A 20,256-nucleotide genomic window follows, 5' to 3' on the forward strand; every position below is an offset into this window, starting at 1 on the left:
ATAACGCCAGGAAGTGCGGGTGTTTTGCTCTTGATGAATTTCATAAAACGACAAAGCACCTCCATCCTCCGAGTTCGCCTTGGGGATGCAGGTGCTCAATAAAATGCTCTAACTTAGTGGCTAGCTTTCCTACCCAAAGCAACCAGGTAGAGCACGCCCGCCACAACAATCACTGCGGCCAAAGCTGCGTACATGACGTTGTATCCGGTCGCTGCAACCAATCCACCCAGCAGGATTGGGCCTAAGCCAATGCCGATGTCGGTGAACAGGAAAAGCGTGGAAATACCGGAACCAACCTGAGTGCTTGGAACTGAATCGACAGCAATGGCTTGTGCGGCCGGCATGATGGTGCCATAGCCCAAGCCGGTGAGTGCGCCAGCGAGAACAATGTGCCAGTCTTCAGTCGCCAAAGCCATAAGCCCCAGCGCGAGGGCGAAGCTGATCAAACCGAAGTAAATAACCGGGTTGTCACCATGCTTGTCCTGAATGCGTCCAAGGAAGAAACGCATGACCAGCATCGCAACCGCATAAGCGATAAAGAAAAGACCCGCTCCGGCGGTGAGGCCAGTGTCTTGCGCGAAGCCGTTGAGGAAGGTGATCACGCCTGCATAAGCCAGTCCGACAGCGAGCATGAAGAAACCAATGAGCATGACCGATGGGTGCACAACAGTCTTGATAGACCAGACTGGCTTTACTCTGTCGTGTTCCGCATTCTTAATGAACTCCGGCTTGCGGATCAAAACGGTGAGGATCAGGCCGAAAACACTGGTCGCAGTGGTAATCCAGAACAGGGTGTTGTAGTTGAAGTCATCGATAACAAACAGCGCAATTGCTGGGCCGAAAGCTGTAGCCAGTGTGGATCCGAGCGCGAAGTAGCCGGTGCCCTCTGCCCTACGGCTTGCAGGAATCACGGACTGCACAAGTGCCATCACGGCGGTGGAAGCAAGAGAATAAGAAAAACCGTGAACAAAACGCACAGCAACCAGCGCTGGTAGTGAGGCAGCTGGAATATAAAACAGTGATGCTACCGTTCCCAAGCCGACAAAGATGAGCAGGATCTGCTTCTTACCAAAACGGTCGGCCGCCCATCCCGCGAACACACGAGCCACGGTTGCGCCGATAACAAAGGAGCTGGCCGCAAATCCGCCAGCGGTCTCTGAAACGGCGAAGCTTTCCATCGCATACAGCGCCATGACTGTGATCAGGAAGTAGAAACTTAGGTACTGGGTCAAGTTGACGAGCCAGCCCAAAATAAACACTGGAGTGAACAGTGCCGTTGGTTGCGATGGGTGTGGTTTTATGTCCGTTCTTGCGGTGACCGCCACGCAGTCCTCCTATGTTGTTGATTGGCCAAATTGCAAAAATTCAATAGATACTTTAAGTATTATCATATTGCATTGTACAAAAGTGCAGGTGAAAAGGTCATCCAATGTCTTGAGAAACCTAATCGCATTCAAAATAGATTCATGTCACAAAATGCTTTTTGCTTTTCGACGGCTGCGCCCGATCAAAACAACCTCAACGTGTTGCCCCACCCCCTTCGCACCGTCCCATATGACCGAAAATCGATTTACTGGGAAGTTTCGGCCATATAGTCTGCTCCGCGTGTAGTCGCGTAAAAAATCTCGCCGACTCATCCAGCGATATCAATCTCTTAAACAGGCGCCTGCTGAATTCACCCACGAAAAAACCTGGGCAACCAGGTGAGATGAACTCTCAACCTAATTGCCCAGGTATCAGACGAGATCTTGGATTAGTTCTCCAAGTAGAGCCTTCCGCGGAACATTGGGTGCATGAGGTTCTCCTTGGATAGGACTGCCTCGAGCGTCTTTTCATCCATGAGCTTCTTTTCCAGGATGAGTTCACGCACTGGTCGACCAGTTTCGGCTGCTTCCTTACCGATCTGATCTCCAATGTCGTGGCCCAGGAATGGGTTCAGGTAAGTGATAATTCCGATGGAGTTATCAACGTAAGCACGGCAAACATCAGCGTTGGCGGTGATTCCTACGACGCACTTCTCACGCAAAGTCTTGGCTGCATTGCCCAGGATGCGCAGTGACTGGAAGAGGGATTCGCCAATGACTGGCTCCATGACGTTGAGCTGCAACTGGCCAGCTTCCGCAGCCATGGTGACGGTGAGATCGTTACCGAAGACCTTGAAGCAGACCTGGTTGACCACTTCTGGGATCACTGGGTTGACCTTGGCTGGCATGATGGAGGAACCAGCCTGGCGTGGTGGTAGGTTGATTTCGTTCAAACCAGCACGAGGACCAGAAGACAGCAGACGTAGATCGTTACAGATCTTGGACAGTTTCATGGCTGCACGCTTGATTGCGGAGTGCGCATGAACATATGCACCGGTGTCAGAGGTAGCCTCAATGAGATCACGTGCGGACTTTAGTTCCAGTCCGGTGACCTCAGACAGAGCAGCGACAACCTGGTGGCGGTAGCCTGCTGGAGTGTTCACACCAGTACCGATTGCGGTTGCACCAAGGTTGACCTCGAGGAGACGGTTGGCAGCTTCACGCAGCACGGTCTGCTCTTCTGCGAGGTTGTGCGCGAATGCTCGGAACTCTTCGCCCAAGCTCATGGGAACAGCATCCTGCAACTGGGTGCGGCCCATCTTGATGATGTCGACAAACTCATTGCCCTTGTGGCGGAACGCAACCTGAAGCTCATCAATTTCAGCGATGAGGGTCTGCAGTCCAGCGTAAATGCCCAGGCGGAAACCAGTTGGGTAGGAATCGTTGGTGGACTGGGACATGTTCACATCATCCATGGGGTGCAGGATGTGATACTCGCCCTTTTCATGGCCTAAGAACTCAAGTGCAAGGTTGGCAACAACCTCGTTGGTGTTCATGTTCAGTGAGGTACCTGCGCCACCCTGGAACACATCGATGGGGAACTGATCCATACAGCGTCCCTCAATGAGGATCTGATCACAAGCCCAGACAATTGCTTCTGCTTTTTGTGCTGGAAGTGTGTGCAGTCGGCGGTTTGCTAAAGCTGCGGCCTTTTTCACCTGGACCATGCCGCGAATGAAATCTGGGACGTGGTTGATGGTGGTTCGTGAGATTTGGAAGTTGTCCACCGCACGAAGGGTGTGCACCCCGTAATATGCGTGGGATGGGATCTGAAGTTCACCAAGCAGATCCGATTCGATTCGGAACTTTTTCTGAACCGTGGTTTTTGGTTCGACGACACGTTCCGAAACTGCAGCGCTGTCTGAAGACTGCGACTCATTCGTGGCGATTTGGTTCTCGCCGTTCACAATGTCTTCGGCTTTTGCGTCATTCTTTGAGTCTGCTGAAGACTTGTTGCTCGTCTTAGACATGTACTGCCTCTCACAAGTTGAAGGAAATCACGATGGTGCTGTGGATTATCCTACGTACTTGTAAGAGGCAGTGTGGGACTACCCCACTACATTTTCGGGGGTAGTTAAAACTAGATGCGGGCGATGCGGATTTCAGAAGCCAGGATGGCTTCAGCGCCGAGTCCAGCAAGCTTATCCATGATGGCGTTAGCTGACCTGCGTGGCACCATGGCGCGTACAGCAACCCAGTTGTCGCGTGCCAGTGGGGATACCGTTGGGCCGGATAGGCCTGGGGTTACTGCAGTGGCAGCGTCCAGGTTGTCGCGGTCGACGTTGTAATCCAGCATGAGGAAGTTCTGCGCGTGCAAAATTCCCTGGATGCGGCGAAGCAGGATCTGCTGCTCTGGGGTGACCTTTTCATCCTTGCGGCCAACAATGACAGCCTCAGAGGTACACAGAACCTCGCCGAAAGGTGCAAGACCTTGCTGACGCAGCGTGCGGCCGGTGGATACAACATCGGCGATGGCATCTGCGACACCAAGCTTGATGGATACCTCTACTGCACCGTCGAGGCGGAGCACCTCAGCGGAAAGCCCACGTGCTGCGAGGTCATCGCGAACAAGGTTGGGGTAAGAGGTAGCGATGCGCTTGCCGTCGAGCTTTTCGATGCTCCACTCTTCATCAGCTGGTGCTGCGTAACGGAAAGTGGAGGAACCGAAGCCGAGGGAAAGAACTTCGTGGACATCAGCCTGGGAATCGCGAGCAAGGTCGCGGCCGGTGATACCCAAATCGAGCTGGCCACCAGCAACGTAGATGGCGATATCTTTAGGGCGAAGGAAGAAGAATTCAACGTTGTTTGCTTCATCAAAAACGTTGAGGGATTTGGAATCTCCACGGCCTGCGTAGCCTGCTTCGGTGAGGATTTCCATGGCGCGCTCGGACAGCGAGCCCTTGTTTGGGACAGCGATTTTCAACATGATTGCTTTAAAACTCCTACAGGTTCTTGTAGATATCTTCTGGCTTCAGGCCGCGAGCAACCATGATGACCTGGGTCCAATAAATGAGCTGGGAGATTTCTCCGGCTAGCTCTTCATCGGTCTCATACTCGGCTGCAATCCAGACCTCTCCGGCTTCTTCGATGACCTTCTTACCTAGATGATGGATGCCTTTATCCAAGGCGGCCACGGTTCCAGACCCTTCAGGGCGGGTCTGAGCACGGTTAAGAAGTTCTTCGTACAGCGAGTCAAATGTCTTCACTCGGTACATTCTTCCACACAACAGTTATCAATGTGTGTTTGGGGGAGGATATTAGTCGAATAATTTCACTCCCCCACCTGGTTTTATTTTGCGACACCTGCCGGCTCGATCTGGTGGTACCAGGAAGTGACCATTTCGGCGGTGACACCTTCGAAGGAGTTTTTGCGGTGGAGGGAACGCAAAGGCACTACACCTTCTGGCGCTTGGACTTCTTCTGGGTGCAGACCAATGACGCGGCAACCTGCAGTAACAGCGCCCAGCATGCCGTTGTAGGAATCTTCGAACACAAGGCACTCTGATGGGTCAAAGCCCACACGTCGTGCTGCTTCGAGGTACATGTCGGGGGCTGGCTTTGCTGTTGGGACTTCATCACCAGCGATAGAACCGATAAAGAACTCATTTCCCACGGCTGCGACTGAACGGGTCGCGAGATCGCGCTCTGTGTTGGTGGTGACCAACATGGGGATCTCGAGGGCCTTCAATTCTGTCAAGAGTTCGGTGACGCCTAGATTTGGGACGAGGGATTCGTCGAAAAGCTCATGGACCCGGGCGAACATGCCAGCCCGGTAGCGCTCGTAGTCCGCGTCGCTCAATGTAATGCCTGCGTGCTCTGCGCATAAGCGCATGGTGCGCGGCAGGCTCGAGCCGACGGTGAGTTCCCGGAGCTCCGGGGTGAGGCGGCGGCCCATGGCTTCGCTGAGCTCGTAGGTAGCAATGCCCCACTGTGGCTCAGAGTCCACCATCGTGCCGTCCATGTCCCAGAAAATCGCCTTAATCATGCCGTCAACCTTAGTTAAAGTGGCACGATCTGCAATGTGCGGGAGAGTTTTCCCTCTCAAAGGTGTTAGACGTTAAAGTACTTTGCCTCTGGGTGGTAGAGCACAAACGCATCTGTGGACTGCTCTGGGTGCAGCTGGAGTTCCTCGGACAACTCCACGCCAATACGGCCTGGCTCGAGCAATTCCACCAGCTTTGCGCGGTCTTCCAGATCAGGGCAAGAACCGTAACCAAAGGAGAAGCGGGCGCCGCGGTAATCCAGGTCGAAGAACTTGGTCTTGTCCTCTGGATCAAAATCAGCGACAGATCCACCGTCGTTCAGCTTGAGTTCGCTGCGCACTCGGGAGTGCCAGTACTCGGCCAATGCTTCGGTGAGCTGCACGCCGATGCCGTGAACTTCCAAGTACTCGCGGTATTCATTGGCTGCGAACAACTCGTTGGCGAAATCAGCAATAGGATTACCCATGGTGACCAGCTGGAATGGCATGACGTCCACTTGGCCGTCCTTGACAGCTTGCTCGCGTGGGCGAATGAAATCCGCGATGCACAAGAACCTGCCGCGCTGCTGGCGTGGGAAGCTAAAGCGCATGCGTTCGGCTGCGTGTGGATCCGGGGATTCCAAGATCACCACGTCATCGCCTTCCGCGACCGCTGGGAAGTAGCCATACACCAAGGCCACGTGGTCCAAAATGCCCTCAGACTTCAGGCGATCCAGCCAGTAGCGCAGGCGTGGTCGGCCTTCAGTTTCCACCAAATCCTCATAGCTTGGACCCTCGTTGCCGCGGGTGGATTTCAGACCCCACTGCCCCATGAACAAGGCGCGCTCATCAAGGTTGCCCAAGAACTCCGCCAAGGGCAGACCCTTGACAATGCGGGTTCCCCAGAACGGTGGTGCCGCGGTTGGAGTATCGGTGGAGACATCAGAGCGCTCCGGAACAATCACGGGAGCCGCATTAGCTTTACGCTCCGCGGCAATCTTGCGGGAACGCTCATTACGAGCCTTACGTTCCGCCTTCTTCTTCGCCTGCTCAATAGCTTCTGGTGAGTTTGGATCAATTCCTTCACCACGCTTTTCTGCCATCACCTCATCCATCAGGCGCAGGCCCTCGAAAGCATCACGGGCGTAGTACACCTCACCGGTGTAGACCTCGTTGAGATCGTTTTCCACGTAGGTACGCGTCAGCGCAGCGCCACCCAAAATGACTGGGTAATTGGATGCGCCGGCGTTGTTCATCTCCTCAAGGTTTTCCTTCATCACCACGGTGGACTTCACAAGAAGTCCCGACATGCCGATGACGTCTGCTTTGTGTTCTTCCGCTGCTTCCAACATGGCGGACAGTGGCTGCTTGATGCCCAAGTTCACCACTTCGTAACCGTTGTTGGACAAAATGATGTCCACCAAGTTCTTGCCGATATCGTGCACGTCACCCTTGACGGTGGCCACGACGATTTTGCCCTTGCCCTCTGCCTGCGCAGATCCGGTAGCTTCTGCTTTCTCTTCCATGAACGGTTCCAAATAGGCCACCGCAGTTTTCATGGTTTCTGCCGATTGCAGCACGAATGGCAGCTGCATCTGTCCGGAACCAAACAGCTCACCCACGGTCTTCATGCCGTTGAGAAGGTCCTCGTTGATGATCGCAATAGGAGACTTCTCCTTCATGCCTGCTTCCAGATCATCCTCAAGGCCATTCTTATCGCCGTCGATGATGCGCTGTGCCAAACGCTCAAACAAAGGCATGGCAGCCAGCTGTTCAGCGCGAGCATCCTTGGCATCGGCAGCAGAAACGCCCTCAAACAGCTGCATGAATTCCTGCAGCGGATCGTAATCCTCGGTGCGGCGATCATAGACCATATCCAACGCCACTTCGCGCTGGCGATCATCAATGCGGTTCATCGGCAAAATCTTGGAGCTGTGCGCAATCGCAGAGTCCAGACCAGCCTCAATGCACTCATTGAGGAACACAGAGTTAAGAACCTGGCGTGCAGCAGGGTTCAGGCCGAAGGAAATATTGGACAGACCCAGGGTGGTGTGGATTTCTGGGTAGAGCTTCTTCAGCTCGCGGATGGCTTCGATGGTTTCAATGCCATCTCGCCTGGTTTCTTCCTGGCCAGTAGAGATCGGGAAGGTCAGGCAGTCCACAACGATGTCTTTGATATCCAGGCCGTAGCTGCCGGTGATATCGTCAATCAGTCGTTTAGCAATGCGCACCTTGTGCTCAGCGGTACGTGCCTGGCCTTCCTCATCAATGGTCAGCGCAACCACTGCGGCACCGTGTTGCTTCACCAGTTTCATGATGCGCTGGTAGCGGGAATCAGGGCCATCGCCGTCTTCAAAGTTGACAGAGTTAACGATGCTTCGTCCACCCAAGTGCTCAAGGCCTGTGCGAATAACCTCAGGCTCGGTGGAGTCAATCATGATTGGCAAGGTGGAGCTGGTAGCAAGAAGCGCTGCGAGGGTCGCCATATCGGCGGTGCCATCTCGTCCCACGTAATCCACACAAAGATCCAGCATGTGTGCACCATCGCGGGTTTGCTGCTTGGCAATATCCACACACTTTTCCCAATCGCCAGACAGCATTGCCTCACGGAATGCCTTGGAGCCATTTGAATTGGTGCGCTCACCGATCATGGAAATACCAGTTTCCTGGGACAATGGCACCGAGGTGTACAGCGATGCGACAGAGTCCTCTTCCTCCACCTCGCGGGAAGCCTGCTCAACAGGGCCTGCAGGGATCTTGGTTAGCGTGGAGGTTTCCTGCTCTGGAACACCCACCACCGCGTCGCGGACCGCACGGATGTGCTCAGGTGTGGTGCCACAACAACCACCCACCATGGACAGGCCATACTCAGAGACGAATCCAGCCAGCGCCTGCGCCAAATCCTCAGCCTCCAGTGGGTATTCCGCACCGTTTTTACCCAGCACGGGAAGACCCGCGTTAGGCATCACAGACACAGGAATATCGGCGTGCTTGGACAGGTAACGCAGGTGCTCGCTCATCTCATCTGGGCCGGTGGCGCAGTTCAGACCAATCATGTCGATACCCAAGGGCTGCAGCGCTGTCAACGCGGCACCGATCTCTGAACCCATGAGCATGGTGCCGGTGGTCTCTACGGTGACGTGGCAAATAATGGGCAAGAATGTATCAAGTTCAGCCATGGCATCTTGAACGCCGTGAACCGCAGCCTTGACCTGAAGCAAGTCCTGAGCAGTCTCAATCAAAAAGGCATCGCCACCACCGTCGATGATGCCAAGTGCTGCTTCCTTGTAGTGCCCACGCAAATCTGCATACGGTGCATGGCCCAACGATGGAAGCTTCGTTCCAGGTCCCAGGGAACCAACCACGAAACGCCGCATGCCGTTTCGGCCCGGCCCCATCTCATCAGCCACTTCCCTAGCCACTGCAGTGCCCTTGTAGGCAAGCTCACGGCAACGATCAGCGATGTCATAATCCGCCAAGTTCGGCAGGTTGCAACCAAAAGTATTGGTCTCAACCAAGTCAGCTCCCGCCTCAAAGTAGGCGCGGTGAATCTGCCTCAACACATCAGGGCGGGTGTCGTTGAGAATCTCATTACACCCCTCCAGATCAAGGAAATCCTTTTCCACGTCCAGGTCAAAGCCTTGGAGTTGGGTGCCCATGGCGCCGTCGCCGATCAACACATGGTTTGCCAACGCATCCAAAAATTCGGAGGAATGTGCGTTGTTGTGGGCTGGTGAAGTAACTGAAGTAGACATTGTGTAGACAGCTTAGTACGGATTAGGCAATTCCCGAACTTTTCATTCGCAATTCATTTTCAACACCGCCTAAGCAACACAGGCAAAGCGCCACTAGTCTCGGTCGCATGACTGACTTCACTCCGCAAGGCTCAACACCAGGCATGTCCCCTGAAGCTATCCTCAACGGCACCGGAAAGCCGTGGGAAGAGTGGCTAAAATTGCTTGACGACGTAAAAGCCACCTCTTGGACTCACACCCACATCGCAAAGCACATCGTGGACAACTTTGAGGTCAGCGGCTGGTGGGCTCAAGGCATCGCGATTGGTTATGAATACGAACGTGGCATGCGCAAACCCGGGATGACTAGCGATGGGTTCGCGGCCAATGCCTCCAAAACTCTCAACCTGCCGGTAGAAAAAGTGTGGAAACTCTTTGGTGACGATGGCCTGAGGGCACAGTGGCTTGACCCCACCTTGATTGAGAAAACCTCCGCCACCGAACCTAAAACGTTCAATGCCAAATGGTTGGCCGATGATTCTCGAGTGAGCGTCAACTTCACCTCCAAAGGCGACAATAAATCCAGCTTCGGCATCCAACACCGACGTCTGCCTGATCAAAACAGCATCCCAGTCATGAAAGCATTCTGGAAAGAACGCATCGCTGCATTAGTTGAGGTGTCAAAACAATTTTCGCTTTAACATTAAGTTCTTAGCCTTCAGACTATTTAACGACTTTGCCGACTGACGCGGCAATCTCTTTGGCTGCTCGCTTGGCATAAAGCCCGACCCCTGTGATAGTCGCAGACCCAGGTCCCGTCCAATCTCCGTAGCCTACTAAATAAAGACCAGGAACCTTTGGTTGTCCGTGTTTGAGAAGTTGACGAACTGGCCTAATCGCCGGCCGAAACCCTGTGCACCAAATTAGGTGATCAGCACGTATCTCGTCGAGTGACCCAAACATCGGAGTGGCAAATAGCTTTCCGGAGTCTCGAGCCCTGCGCACCTCCGGAAGCATGACAATGTCGCCGAGCTCGGAATCTGGCCCTGGGTCACGTTCACCTCGTTGAATAGCAAGAGCCCTCAAACGGTTACGCCTAAACAATTCCCTACCATCAACGTCATCTGGCATCCACCGTGGTTTATCGCGGGTGAACCATGTCACCTCACTCACTTCACTCAGCTCTGCTGCAATTTGAGCTCCGGAATTTGCACCTCCAACGATTGCAATGCGTTGACCTACGAAGGGGTGAACGCCCGGATAATTTGACGAGTGCCAATGAGTTCCAGAGAATTTTCCCGGAAAAGCTGGGACAAATGGCGCCGACCAAGTACCGGTAGCGGAAACCACGTTTTTAGCTATCCAGGATCGAGTTCCAGATTGTAAATGAAAGGCACCATTTACAAAATCAACCTTATCTACAGAAACTGATCGACTAACTGGAATTTCATAACGCCGTTCATATTCCGTCAGATAATCTACGACATGAGATGATGTTGGAAACCCGTCAAATTTGGGCATCGGCCAACCTGGAAGATTAGAAAAATCTGAAGTCGAAAACAGATGTAGCGAAGGCCACACATGCAGCCATGCACCTCCGGAGGCAGGTTGGTCATCCAAAATCAGAGTCTGCACTCCTGCGCGCATGAGATAATAAGCGGTAGCCAGGCCAGCTTGGCCTCCACCAATTATTACAGCTTCGTAATGGTCATGATCGTTTCCGGCGCCTTCAGTTTGCAAATGACTCATCATAATTCCATTCAGCCGATCTGCAATACCGTTCGCAATTCCGTAAATAGTTCCGGCCGTACTCGATGCAACACCACACGACCTTCAGGCACTCGTTCCAAAAATCCTGCCTCAGTCATCTTTTTAAGATGATGTGAGATTGTTGGTTGGCTAAGACCCATTAAGTCCGTGAGTTCATTAACACTTACAGGCCCGCACCCTCCCGCAGCCAGCTGAGACAGAATCCGTAGACGGACTGGGTCGCCCAACACCTTAAACAGATCGGCATAGTGTTCAGATTCATCACTGGACAGGGGTCCCGTAGCAAGGGTGCAACACTCGGTTGGATTGGCTAATTGAATTGTGTGGAGAGTGGTCATAAATCCACTATATATTGACGAATGTCGATATTGAAAGTATTTTGAATATCGACAGGTATCAATATACCGAAAGGTGTCGCATGACAAACTCAACTCAGACGCGGGCCAAGCCAGCCCGAATCTCATTTCTTGATAAATACATTCCACTTTGGATTATTTTGGCGATGGCGTTTGGGCTATTTTTAGGCCGGAGCGTTTCGGGACTCTCAGGCTTTCTAGGCGCAATGGAAGTCGGAGGGATCTCCTTGCCAATCGCTTTAGGCCTCCTTGTAATGATGTACCCACCGTTGGCCAAAGTTCGGTATGACAAAACTAAACAAATTGCCACTGATAAGCATTTGATGGGCGTGTCACTCATTCTCAATTGGGTGGTGGGTCCTGCCTTAATGTTCGCGTTAGCTTGGTTGTTCCTCCCAGACCAACCGGAATTACGAACCGGCCTGATTATTGTAGGACTCGCACGATGTATTGCGATGGTCTTGGTTTGGTCTGATATGTCCTGTGGAGACCGCGAGGCTACAGCAGTTCTCGTAGCCATTAATTCAGTTTTTCAAGTCGCAATGTTTGGTGCACTTGGCTGGTTCTATCTGCAAGTTTTACCATCCTGGCTAGGATTACCAACTACCACCGCTCAATTCTCTTTCTGGTCAATTGTGACTTCGGTTTTGGTGTTCCTCGGAATACCTCTACTTGCTGGAGTTTTCTCGCGAATTATTGGCGAAAAGATCAAGGGACGTGAGTGGTATGAACAAAAGTTCCTTCCGGCAATCTCTCCATTTGCACTAATCGGTCTGCTTTATACGATCGTCTTGTTGTTTTCATTGCAAGGGGATCAGATCGTCTCTCAACCATGGGCGGTAGTTCGTCTCGCGATACCATTGGTTATCTATTTCGTTGGAATGTTTTTCATTTCACTCATTGCGTCAAAACTATCTGGCATGAACTATGCAAAGTCTGCATCCGTCTCTTTCACTGCAGCTGGCAACAATTTTGAACTTGCGATTGCGGTGTCGATCGGAACGTTTGGCGCAACTTCTGCACAGGCTATGGCAGGAACTATCGGTCCCTTAATTGAAATTCCTGTGCTTGTCGCCTTGGTCTACACCATGCTGTGGCTGGGCCCCAAACTATTCCCGAATGACCCCACGCTGCCATCATCAGCTCGTTCTACCAGCCAAATCATCAACTCATAGCGAAGGAATCAACTTCATGAATAATCAACCTTCCGTCCTCTTCGTTTGCGTCGGCAACGGAGGAAAATCTCAAATGGCCGCAGCGCTAGCCAAAAAACATGCCGGAGATGCTCTTGAAATTCATTCAGCGGGCACCAAACCAGGTACGAAGCTAAATCAACAGTCCCTTGAGTCCATTGCTGAAGTTGGCGCAGATATGTCTCAAGGATTTCCTAAGGGTATTGACCAGGAGTTAATTAAGCGAGTAGACCGCGTGGTCATTCTTGGTGCCGAAGCTCAACTAGAAATGCCTATCGATGCAAACGGCACATTACAGCGCTGGGTAACTGACGAACCCTCTGAACGTGGAATTGAAGGTATGGAGCGCATGCGACTGGTCCGAGATGATATTGATGCTCGAGTTCAAAACCTCATTGCTGAACTAACTCAAAACGCGTAGTTGCTTTCTAATCTCTCCCATCTCCGACACCGCTAGATCTATTGGTTTCTCCGCAAAATCTTCGAAAGGAAGATCATGACCGAGCAGGCTGCCCCAAACTTGCACACCAATATTTTGAACCGTATCGCAAATGAACTGGCGCTGACGTATCAAGGAGTTTTCTCTTCAGAAACTATCAACCGCTATGTTTTTGAATCGTATGTGTCCTTAGCACGGACAGCAAAAATTCGTACCCACCTGCCAATTCTGGCCGAGCGATTTGCTAAAGACCGGCTACACGCGCTTGCGGTAGCTGAAGGAAAGGTCATTTCACTTGTGCCTCAGGTGCTATTCGTTTGCGTTCACAATGCAGGTCGTTCACAGATTGCTTCAGCTTTGTTGTCTCACTACGCCGGAAGTTCTGTGGAGGTACGTTCTGCCGGTTCTTTACCTACTTCTGAGGTTCACCCACTGGTGTTGAAAATCTTGTCAGAGCGAGGCGTAAACATTTCTGATGCTTTTCCGAAGCCACTAACCGATGATGTTGTTCGCGCGTCTGACTATGTCATCACAATGGGCTGTGGAGATGTGTGTCCGATATATCCAGGAAAACACTATTTCGATTGGGAACTCACTGATCCGTCTGATGAAGGTAGAGAAAAGATACAGGAAATAATTGAAGAAATTGATGGTCGAATCCGCGAGCTTTGGAAGAGTATCCAAGCAACGCAAAATTAAGAAATCAGGAGCCTGATAAGTTTCACTGCTCTACTTAAACCGTTATCGAGCCTCACATAGGGGAACTATGCGAGGCTCGATTGCTAGTTGGTTAAGCAGAAAGTGAATTCTCCAACAAAAGCGCCACCCCAGCCTCGACCGGAATGGCGCTTAAAAACTCCATTGAGCTTTACTCAAACTCAGGGAACGCTTCTGCAGAAAGATCTTCTGCACCAGTCTGCTTTGCAGCATCAAACATCAATTTAGTGATCTCTTCTTTTTCTTCAGGTTCAACAACAGCACCGTGGTGCTTGGTGTTGAACTTCTCCAGCTCATCAAGGGTGGACTGGGCGGAAGCGTTAACAGCATCAAGGTCTGGTGCTTCACCGAGCTTATCTAGGGAATCAAGGTAGTTTTCCAAGATGAAACGAAGATCTGGAAGTGCCTTGACATCGAAAGGTTCGTCCCAGAATTCCTTTTCGTCCTCTTTAAGGTATGAACCTGTTGCAAACTCTTCGAGAGTGGAGATGAATTCATCTACGGAAGGCTGGAAAGTGGCGCGAATGGTCATGAGATGTATTGTTCCTGAAATTTCCTAGAGCTGCACGCCCAGGAGGGCATCAATGGCTGCGACCACGATGTTTCCGACCTCGGTGAACTCTTTTGAACCTGCCGTGGTGTCGATACCCGCTGCCCAATTATCTACCGCTGCGAGCGCGCCCGGGGTATCAAGGTCAGCAGATAGGTGCGCACGGAGCTGCTCCACAACTGCAATGGCGTCTTCCCTATTGGTTGCAGCTCGTGCTGCCTCACGCCAGGTTGCCAGGCGCTGTTCTGCAGTAGCGAGGCTTTCTGCGTTCCAATCGCGGTTGCCACGGTAGTGGTTTGCAAAAACACCAAGGCGGATCGCGCCGGGCTCATGGCCTGCAGCGGTGAGTCGGGAAACAAATTCCAGGTTGCCCAAAGACTTGGACATTTTCACGCCGTCTTGGGATATCATGCCAGCGTGGACGTAGTGCTTAGCCATGCGCTCGACACCGTGAGCTGCTTCGGCGTGCGCTGCGGAGAACTCATGGTGAGGGAAGATCAGGTCAGAGCCGCCACCTTGGATATCAAAGCTGTGGCCTAGTCGGTTGGTAGCGATTGCTGAACACTCGATGTGCCAGCCAGGACGACCTGCGCCGAATGGGGATTCCCAGCATGGTTCACCTTCGCGGGCTGCGCGCCACAGGAGGGCGTCCATAGGGTTTTTCTTGCCGGGACGCTCTGGGTCACCGCCGCGTTCTGCGAAGAACTCTGCCATGGTCGCTGCGTCGTAATTGGACTCGTAGCCGAATTTGTCTGTGGCGTTGATTGATGCGTAGACATCTGGATATTCGGCGTCCTCGACGATGTATGCGGCGCCTTCGTCGAGAAGCGTCTTGACCATCTCAATGACCTCGTCGATGGACTCAATCGCACCGATGTAGTCCTTCGGCGGAATGATGCTCAGGGCTTCCATATCGCTGCGGAAGAGATTGATTTGGCTGGTGCCGAGGTCGCGCCAGTCGACGCCGTCGCGGGCTGCGCGTTCAAACAGAGGGTCATCGACATCGGTGATGTTTTGGACGTAGTGGACATCGTGATCATTGTCCAGCAGGATGCGGTAGATCAGATCGAAAGCGAGGTATGTCGCCGCGTGCCCCAAGTGTGTGGAGTCGTAGGGAGTGATGCCACAGACGTACATGCCAACCGGTGTGTCGGATCCGGCAGGTGGGGTTTCAACCAGGCGTACTTCCTGATCTGCAGTGTCGAACAATTCCAAAGGCACAGGCGTGCCAGCGAGAGCAGGTACTTCAGGTGTAGGCCAAGATTGCATGGGTTTTACTCTATCTTCTTTCCGTAATTATTTCCGCGACAAGCTATTTGCATGCGTTCAGCGCGGAGACACGTCCTAGAAACTTATGAAATTATGTTCGATACCGAAATGTCACCTAAAATTTCAACCAAGCCGCCAGTGCACCTATTCCACAAACCAAAAAATCCGCCAACACGAATGCGGCGGATTTTTAAGATGTACAGAAATTTTATGGGTTGAGCATGCCCAGTGCGAGCAGCAGCATCACGAGCAGACCTGCAGGAATACGGTATGCAGCAAACCAGCTGAAGGAGTGGTTTGCCACGAACTTCATCAGCCACGCAATGGAAATGTAGCCAACTACGAAGGCAACCAGGGTACCCACGGTGAGCTGTAGGCCGGAGGCAGCTTGTCCGGAGCTTGGCGCAAAAGCGTCAGGCAGGGAGTACAAACCGGAGCCAAGCACTGCAGGGATTGCCAGCAGGAAGGAGAACTTGGTGGCTACTTCACGCTTGAGACCAAGGAACAAACCAGCAGAGATGGTGCCGCCGGAGCGAGACACGCCAGGGATCAGCGCAAGACACTGTGCAAGACCCATGATGATGGCATCTTTCATGGTCAGCTTGTCGTAGTCGCGTTCCTTCTTGCCCATCTTCTCGGCCAAAATGAACACCAGGGAGAACAGGATCAGCACGGATGCAGTGATCCACATATTTCGCAGCGCCTCACGGATCAGGTCCTTGCCCAACACACCCAAGATCACGACGGGAATGGTGGCAACAATGATCATCCAGCCCATGCGGTATTCAAATCCGCGGCGTTCCTTATTGAATACGCCAGCGAACCAACCTGTGATGATTTGCCAGATCTCCTTGGCAAAAAACACCAGCACTGCGGCTTCGGTACCAAGCTGAACCACGGCGGTAAAGGACGCGCCGGCATCGGCACCCCAGAACAGCTCAGAGATGATTCGGAGGTGTCCGCTGGAGCTGATCGGAAGGAACTCGGTGAGGCCTTGAACGATGGAGAGCACAATGGTTTGTACCCAGCCAATATTTTCAGTTGCGGCAGGATCTGCTGCTGCGGCTAGGAGGGTTATCTCTTCATTCACCCGATCTACCGTACTACTTTGCATCCTCAGTAGTGTGGTGGGCGTGAAACAGCGAATGGTCGGTTCAAGTGGTTTGCGGGTATCCAGGCTCGGTTTGGGCACCTCAACATGGGGCTCGGGCACCGAGCTGGCTGAGGCAGGCGATATTTTTAAGGCGTTCATCAATTCTGGTGGCACGCTTATCGACGTCTCCCCCAACTACACCACCGGCGTCGCCGAAGAAATGCTCGGCACGATGTTGGATGCGGAAGTCTCTCGTTCGTCTGTCGTCATTTCCTCCAGCGCAGGTGTCAACCCAGCTCTGCCACTTGGCCGTCGTGTGGATTGCTCCCGCCGCAATTTGATTGCCCAATTAGATGTCACCCTGCGGGCATTAAACACTGACTATTTGGATTTGTGGTCTGTGGGCTATTGGGATGAGGGCACCCCACCGCATGAGGTGGCCGATACTTTGGATTACGCCGTGCGCACCGGCCGAGTCCGATATGCCGGTGTCCGAGGATATTCCGGTTGGCAGTTAGCGGTCACCCACGCTGCATCCAATCATGCAGCTGCCTCCGCCCGCCCCGTGGTCGTTGCACAAAATGAATACAGCCTGCTGGAACGCCGCGCAGAACAAGAACTCCTTCCTGCCACCCAACACCTAGGTGTCGGATTCTTTGCTGGCGCTCCTCTAGGGCAAGGCGTATTGACTGCTAAATATCGCTCCGAAATCCCCCATGATTCCAGAGCTGCATCCACAGGACGCGACGCAGAAGTCCAAAGCTACCTAGATAATCGAGGCCGCATCATTGTCGATGCTCTTGATACTGCAGCCAAAGGATTAGGCATTAGCCCCGCTGTCACAGCCACCACCTGGGTGCGGGATCGTCCCGGAGTGACAGCTGTCATCGTGGGCGCTCGCACACATGAACAGCTGTCACATCTTCTCAAGGCGGAATCGGTGACTTTGCCAACACCAATCACACAAGCCCTTGATGATGTCTCCCTGTGACTTGGTCCAATTACATTCACTGGTAATCTGAAACCTTGTGAATATGCGCCGTCGATCCCGTGTGTCCCGTTTGCTTCCCGCCACAGCTTTGCTGGCCTCAACTGCACTTCTTTTAAGTGCATGTACGCAAGGGGTAACGGACTCCCCGGATATGGGCAAGGCAACTCCCGCTGTCTCCCCCGCGGCAAGCAACCCGGATGGCCAAGTAATTGAGTTCGGCAACATCACTGACATGGAAGTCGCTGATGGTGACATCCTCGGTGTGCGCACCGAAGACGCACTCGCTATTGGTACAGTCTCCGACTTCGAAGCGGGTAGCCAGGTGGAACTGGACGTCGATAAGCAATGCGGAGATCTGACCGCAACCGGCGGCACTTTCGTGCTCCCCTGCGCCGATGGCGTTTATTTGATTGATGCCAAGGACCCGGATCTGGATGAGTTGCGTGCAACTGACAAGCCAGTCACGGTGGCAGCCTTGACCAGCGATGATCAGCTTCTGGTGGGCAATGGTGAAGATGAAGAACTCACCATCTACCGCGAGGGCGAAGAGCCAGAAACCTTCACCGTCGCGGGTCCCAATACCCAGCTCATCGCCGTTCCTGTCATTGATCGCCACGACGCCGTTGTGCGCACCTGGAACGAAAACACCACGATTCAAGATGTGGACTACCCCAACGACCGTGAAGGCGCGACCCTTCGCGTGGGACTCGGCGTTGGTCAAATGGCTGGTGGCGAAGACGGCCTGCTGGTGGTCTCTGATGAAATGGGTGGCCAAATTGCCATCTACAACGCTGATGATGTCATCCGACTTCAAATGACCGCCCCCACCGACGAGAACCCATGGGCCGTTGCCTGGGATTCTTCCAACGCGCTCGCCTGGATCACCTCACTGACCGAAAACACCCTGGTCGGATACAAAATCTCTGAAGGCGTGCCTGAGGAAGAACAGCGCTTAAACACCATCGCAGACGCGCAAAACCTCGTGGTATTAAGCGATTCCACCCTCGTCGTAGCATCCGCAACCGGCGACGGCATCCAAATCATCGACAACCCAGCATCTTAAAAAGGACACCCATGAGCAAGCAATCCCCCACCCGCAAGCTGCGTCAAACCGTCTACGATGCCAGCCTCAAAGTGATGTTCACCTTGCGCCCCGAACGCATCCACGGACTGATGAACAAAGCACTCGGAGTTGTCGACGGCGTCGCACCGCTAAACCGCACCATGGAAAAAATCATCGCAGTGCACGATGATTCCCTCTCCCAGGAAGTCTTCGCCGTCACCTTCCCACGACCACTAGGCCTCGCCGCAGGTTTCGACAAAAACGCATCAATGGCTGATGCCTGGGGTGCCGTTGGATTCGGATACGCCGAACTTGGCACCGTCACCGCCTCCCCACAGCCAGGAAACCCCACCCCGCGCCTTTTCCGTCTGCCTGCCGACAAAGCAATCTTGAACCGCATGGGATTCAACAACCTCGGCGCAGCAGAAGTCGCAACAAACCTGCGCAACCGGAAATCCACCGATGTCATCGGCATCAACATCGGTAAAACCAAAGTGGTTCCCGCTGAACACGCAGTAGATGACTACCGCCGTTCTGCATCTTTGTTAGGTGATCTTGCTGATTACCTGGTTGTCAACGTTTCCTCCCCCAACACTCCGGGTCTCCGCGATCTGCAGGCTGTGGAATCTTTGCGACCAATCCTCGCCGCAGTGCAGGAATCCACCACCGTCCCAGTCTTGGTGAAAATCGCACCAGACCTCTCCGACGAAGACATCGACGCCGTAGCTGACCTGGCAGTTGAGCTCAAACTCGCCGGAATCGTAGCCACCAATACCACCATTTCCCGCGAAGGCCTCAACACTCCTGCCGGTGAAGTCGAAGCCATGGGAGCTGGCGGAATCTCCGGAGCTCCAGTAGCAGCCCGATCTTTGGAGGTACTCAAGCGCCTCTACGCACGTGTCGGACAAGAGATGGTGTTGATCTCTGTCGGTGGAATCAGCACCCCTGAGCAAGCCTGGGAACGCATCACCTCCGGCGCAACCCTTCTGCAGGGATACACCCCATTCATCTACGGTGGCCCCGATTGGATCAGAGATATCCACCTCGGCATTGCCAAGCAGCTGAAAGCCCACGGTCTGCGCAACATCGCTGACGCTGTGGGCAGCGAATTGGAGTGGAAGAACTAAACAGACCAAACACACGTGCCAGGATCTTGCTGAAACAGCGGATCTTGGCATGTGTGTCTGTCTTTTGTCTGTTCTGGTGCCTCACATGCCGCTTTGGACTTACAACTTCAAAGACGTACTTTATTGCACAAAACGAACATTGAGTCCATAAAATCTCCATTTCGAGAACACCGCAAAATCAGGCAATTCTGCACGGAGCGCGCTTTCAATAATGTCACCTTGCGCTACCCACGACTCAACATCAGATCCAGCTTTCCACTGCGGACGCCCTTTGGGAGCATCTTCGGCATCAACAAAATTTGCTAACCAGTAGCGAGTCCACAGCTGGATTTTTCACTCAACTCGTTCGATAAACCTAATTCATCAGGATACGTCACAAACCGTACCCCTTTCCTCGGAAATGGCACCTTGTCCGCCCACAGCAAGTTTCGGTTTCCATATTCGAGATTTAAATATAGAGTTGGCTTCTTCATTGTGAATCATCCCCTAAGCGTGAACGACAGGCATTCCAGTCACCTGATTCTGGCTCATCACCAGCTCACGCAGTAACAACAGTATTCATCGACGAAACCACCTCAACGCTACTAGTCGATCAAAGGCTTTCTAACGGGTCGAGATTCTGGGTTAGG

The 20,256-nt window shown here is 53.1% G+C and carries 18 protein-coding genes; 7 read left to right on the forward strand and 11 right to left on the reverse strand.

Going from position 1 to position 20,256, the window contains the following annotated elements; genetic code table 11:
* Window positions 1–113 precede the first annotated feature (113 nt).
* The 6 genes from KW808_RS08095 to metH all read right to left on the reverse strand — a co-directional run bounded on the left by KW808_RS08095 (window position 114) and on the right by metH (window position 9,080).
* The gene (locus KW808_RS08095; protein WP_003860007.1) at window positions 114–1,325 is read right to left on the reverse strand and encodes an MFS transporter; all 1,212 of its coding nucleotides are present in this window, start codon (window positions 1,323–1,325) and stop codon (window positions 114–116) included.
* A gap of 428 nt (window positions 1,326–1,753) precedes the next feature.
* Window positions 1,754–3,334, reverse strand: a complete 1,581-nt coding sequence (aspA, locus tag KW808_RS08100) for an aspartate ammonia-lyase (protein ID WP_003856153.1) — start codon at window positions 3,332–3,334, stop codon at window positions 1,754–1,756.
* A gap of 110 nt (window positions 3,335–3,444) precedes the next feature.
* A complete protein-coding gene (hisG, locus tag KW808_RS08105; protein ID WP_003860009.1) occupies window positions 3,445–4,290 on the reverse strand; it encodes an ATP phosphoribosyltransferase in 846 nt (281 codons plus the stop codon).
* A 16-nt stretch (window positions 4,291–4,306) separates the two neighbouring features.
* Window positions 4,307–4,579: a phosphoribosyl-ATP diphosphatase gene (locus tag KW808_RS08110; RefSeq protein WP_011897259.1), complete on the reverse strand. Its 273-nt coding sequence runs from the start codon at window positions 4,577–4,579 to the stop codon at window positions 4,307–4,309.
* Between the two features lie 74 nt (window positions 4,580–4,653).
* Complete coding sequence (locus KW808_RS08115; RefSeq protein ID WP_003860010.1) at window positions 4,654–5,349, reverse strand: HAD family hydrolase; 696 nt, start codon at window positions 5,347–5,349, stop codon at window positions 4,654–4,656.
* A gap of 65 nt (window positions 5,350–5,414) precedes the next feature.
* Window positions 5,415–9,080: a methionine synthase gene (gene metH / locus KW808_RS08120; protein WP_003860011.1), complete on the reverse strand. Its 3,666-nt coding sequence runs from the start codon at window positions 9,078–9,080 to the stop codon at window positions 5,415–5,417.
* A gap of 107 nt (window positions 9,081–9,187) precedes the next feature.
* Between metH and KW808_RS08125 the strand changes: the two genes are divergently transcribed.
* Entirely contained in the window at window positions 9,188–9,760 is a 573-nt protein-coding gene (locus tag KW808_RS08125) for a hypothetical protein (protein ID WP_044395104.1), read from the forward strand.
* Between the two features lie 22 nt (window positions 9,761–9,782).
* Here KW808_RS08125 and KW808_RS08130 read toward each other — a convergent pair whose 3' ends face one another.
* Together KW808_RS08130 and KW808_RS08135 are read right to left on the reverse strand one after the other, a co-directional pair.
* Window positions 9,783–10,811, reverse strand: a complete 1,029-nt coding sequence (locus KW808_RS08130; protein WP_003860013.1) for an ArsO family NAD(P)H-dependent flavin-containing monooxygenase — start codon at window positions 10,809–10,811, stop codon at window positions 9,783–9,785.
* 8 nt (window positions 10,812–10,819) lie between these two features.
* Entirely contained in the window at window positions 10,820–11,167 is a 348-nt protein-coding gene (locus tag KW808_RS08135; RefSeq protein WP_003860014.1) for an ArsR/SmtB family transcription factor, read from the reverse strand.
* An 80-nt stretch (window positions 11,168–11,247) separates the two neighbouring features.
* Between KW808_RS08135 and arsB the strand changes: the two genes are divergently transcribed.
* The 3 genes from arsB (at window position 11,248) to KW808_RS08150 (ending at window position 13,516) form a co-directional block, all read left to right on the forward strand.
* A complete protein-coding gene (arsB, locus tag KW808_RS08140; RefSeq protein ID WP_044395107.1) occupies window positions 11,248–12,360 on the forward strand; it encodes an ACR3 family arsenite efflux transporter in 1,113 nt (370 codons plus the stop codon).
* Window positions 12,361–12,376: 16 nt separating this feature from the next.
* Window positions 12,377–12,799 carry an arsenate-mycothiol transferase ArsC gene (locus KW808_RS08145; RefSeq protein WP_003860016.1) on the forward strand — a complete coding sequence of 141 codons (423 nt, stop codon included), beginning with the start codon at window positions 12,377–12,379 and terminating at the stop codon, window positions 12,797–12,799.
* Window positions 12,800–12,874: 75 nt separating this feature from the next.
* Window positions 12,875–13,516, forward strand: a complete 642-nt coding sequence (locus tag KW808_RS08150) for an arsenate reductase ArsC (RefSeq protein ID WP_499651885.1) — start codon at window positions 12,875–12,877, stop codon at window positions 13,514–13,516.
* Window positions 13,517–13,685: 169 nt separating this feature from the next.
* On the opposite strand, the gene KW808_RS08155 is transcribed toward KW808_RS08150, so the two are convergent.
* The 3 genes from KW808_RS08155 to KW808_RS08165 form a co-directional block, all read right to left on the reverse strand.
* Window positions 13,686–14,066: a hypothetical protein gene (locus KW808_RS08155; protein ID WP_003860020.1), complete on the reverse strand. Its 381-nt coding sequence runs from the start codon at window positions 14,064–14,066 to the stop codon at window positions 13,686–13,688.
* A 24-nt stretch (window positions 14,067–14,090) separates the two neighbouring features.
* The gene (mshC, locus tag KW808_RS08160; protein WP_003860022.1) at window positions 14,091–15,353 is read right to left on the reverse strand and encodes a cysteine--1-D-myo-inosityl 2-amino-2-deoxy-alpha-D-glucopyranoside ligase; all 1,263 of its coding nucleotides are present in this window, start codon (window positions 15,351–15,353) and stop codon (window positions 14,091–14,093) included.
* Window positions 15,354–15,561: 208 nt separating this feature from the next.
* Window positions 15,562–16,443, reverse strand: a complete 882-nt coding sequence (locus KW808_RS08165) for an undecaprenyl-diphosphate phosphatase (RefSeq protein ID WP_003856127.1) — start codon at window positions 16,441–16,443, stop codon at window positions 15,562–15,564.
* A gap of 55 nt (window positions 16,444–16,498) precedes the next feature.
* Between KW808_RS08165 and KW808_RS08170 the strand changes: the two genes are divergently transcribed.
* Genes KW808_RS08170 through KW808_RS08180 form a run of 3 tightly spaced genes read left to right on the forward strand, consistent with a single transcriptional unit; the run spans window position 16,499 to window position 19,627 of the window.
* Window positions 16,499–17,437, forward strand: a complete 939-nt coding sequence (locus tag KW808_RS08170; RefSeq protein WP_003856126.1) for an aldo/keto reductase — start codon at window positions 16,499–16,501, stop codon at window positions 17,435–17,437.
* 37 nt (window positions 17,438–17,474) lie between these two features.
* Complete coding sequence (locus KW808_RS08175) at window positions 17,475–18,500, forward strand: hypothetical protein (RefSeq protein WP_193352737.1); 1,026 nt, start codon at window positions 17,475–17,477, stop codon at window positions 18,498–18,500.
* An 11-nt stretch (window positions 18,501–18,511) separates the two neighbouring features.
* Window positions 18,512–19,627, forward strand: a complete 1,116-nt coding sequence (locus KW808_RS08180) for a quinone-dependent dihydroorotate dehydrogenase (RefSeq protein WP_003860029.1) — start codon at window positions 18,512–18,514, stop codon at window positions 19,625–19,627.
* The last annotated feature ends 629 nt before the right edge of the window (window positions 19,628–20,256 follow it).

The organism is [Brevibacterium] flavum (assembly GCF_019317305.1).
GTDB lineage: Bacteria > Actinomycetota > Actinomycetes > Mycobacteriales > Mycobacteriaceae > Corynebacterium > Corynebacterium glutamicum.

What these genes read in the sequence shown, in the direction of transcription:
- KW808_RS08130 (WP_003860013.1), bottom strand. Translation starts at nt 10,811, where the DNA reads ATGATGAGTCATTTGCAAACTGAAGGCGCCGGAAACGATCATGACCAT.
- arsB (WP_044395107.1), top strand. Translation starts at nt 11,248, where the DNA reads ATGACAAACTCAACTCAGACGCGGGCCAAGCCAGCCCGAATCTCATTT.
- KW808_RS08155 (WP_003860020.1), bottom strand. Translation starts at nt 14,066, where the DNA reads ATGACCATTCGCGCCACTTTCCAGCCTTCCGTAGATGAATTCATCTCC.
- KW808_RS08145 (WP_003860016.1), top strand. Translation starts at nt 12,377, where the DNA reads ATGAATAATCAACCTTCCGTCCTCTTCGTTTGCGTCGGCAACGGAGGA.
- KW808_RS08180 (WP_003860029.1), top strand. Translation starts at nt 18,512, where the DNA reads ATGAGCAAGCAATCCCCCACCCGCAAGCTGCGTCAAACCGTCTACGAT.
- aspA (WP_003856153.1), bottom strand. Translation starts at nt 3,334, where the DNA reads ATGTCTAAGACGAGCAACAAGTCTTCAGCAGACTCAAAGAATGACGCA.
- KW808_RS08135 (WP_003860014.1), bottom strand. Translation starts at nt 11,167, where the DNA reads ATGACCACTCTCCACACAATTCAATTAGCCAATCCAACCGAGTGTTGC.
- KW808_RS08170 (WP_003856126.1), top strand. Translation starts at nt 16,499, where the DNA reads ATGGTCGGTTCAAGTGGTTTGCGGGTATCCAGGCTCGGTTTGGGCACC.
- metH (WP_003860011.1), bottom strand. Translation starts at nt 9,080, where the DNA reads ATGTCTACTTCAGTTACTTCACCAGCCCACAACAACGCACATTCCTCC.
- KW808_RS08110 (WP_011897259.1), bottom strand. Translation starts at nt 4,579, where the DNA reads ATGTACCGAGTGAAGACATTTGACTCGCTGTACGAAGAACTTCTTAAC.
- KW808_RS08125 (WP_044395104.1), top strand. Translation starts at nt 9,188, where the DNA reads ATGACTGACTTCACTCCGCAAGGCTCAACACCAGGCATGTCCCCTGAA.
- KW808_RS08150 (WP_499651885.1), top strand. Translation starts at nt 12,875, where the DNA reads ATGACCGAGCAGGCTGCCCCAAACTTGCACACCAATATTTTGAACCGT.
- hisG (WP_003860009.1), bottom strand. Translation starts at nt 4,290, where the DNA reads ATGTTGAAAATCGCTGTCCCAAACAAGGGCTCGCTGTCCGAGCGCGCC.
- mshC (WP_003860022.1), bottom strand. Translation starts at nt 15,353, where the DNA reads ATGCAATCTTGGCCTACACCTGAAGTACCTGCTCTCGCTGGCACGCCT.
- KW808_RS08115 (WP_003860010.1), bottom strand. Translation starts at nt 5,349, where the DNA reads ATGATTAAGGCGATTTTCTGGGACATGGACGGCACGATGGTGGACTCT.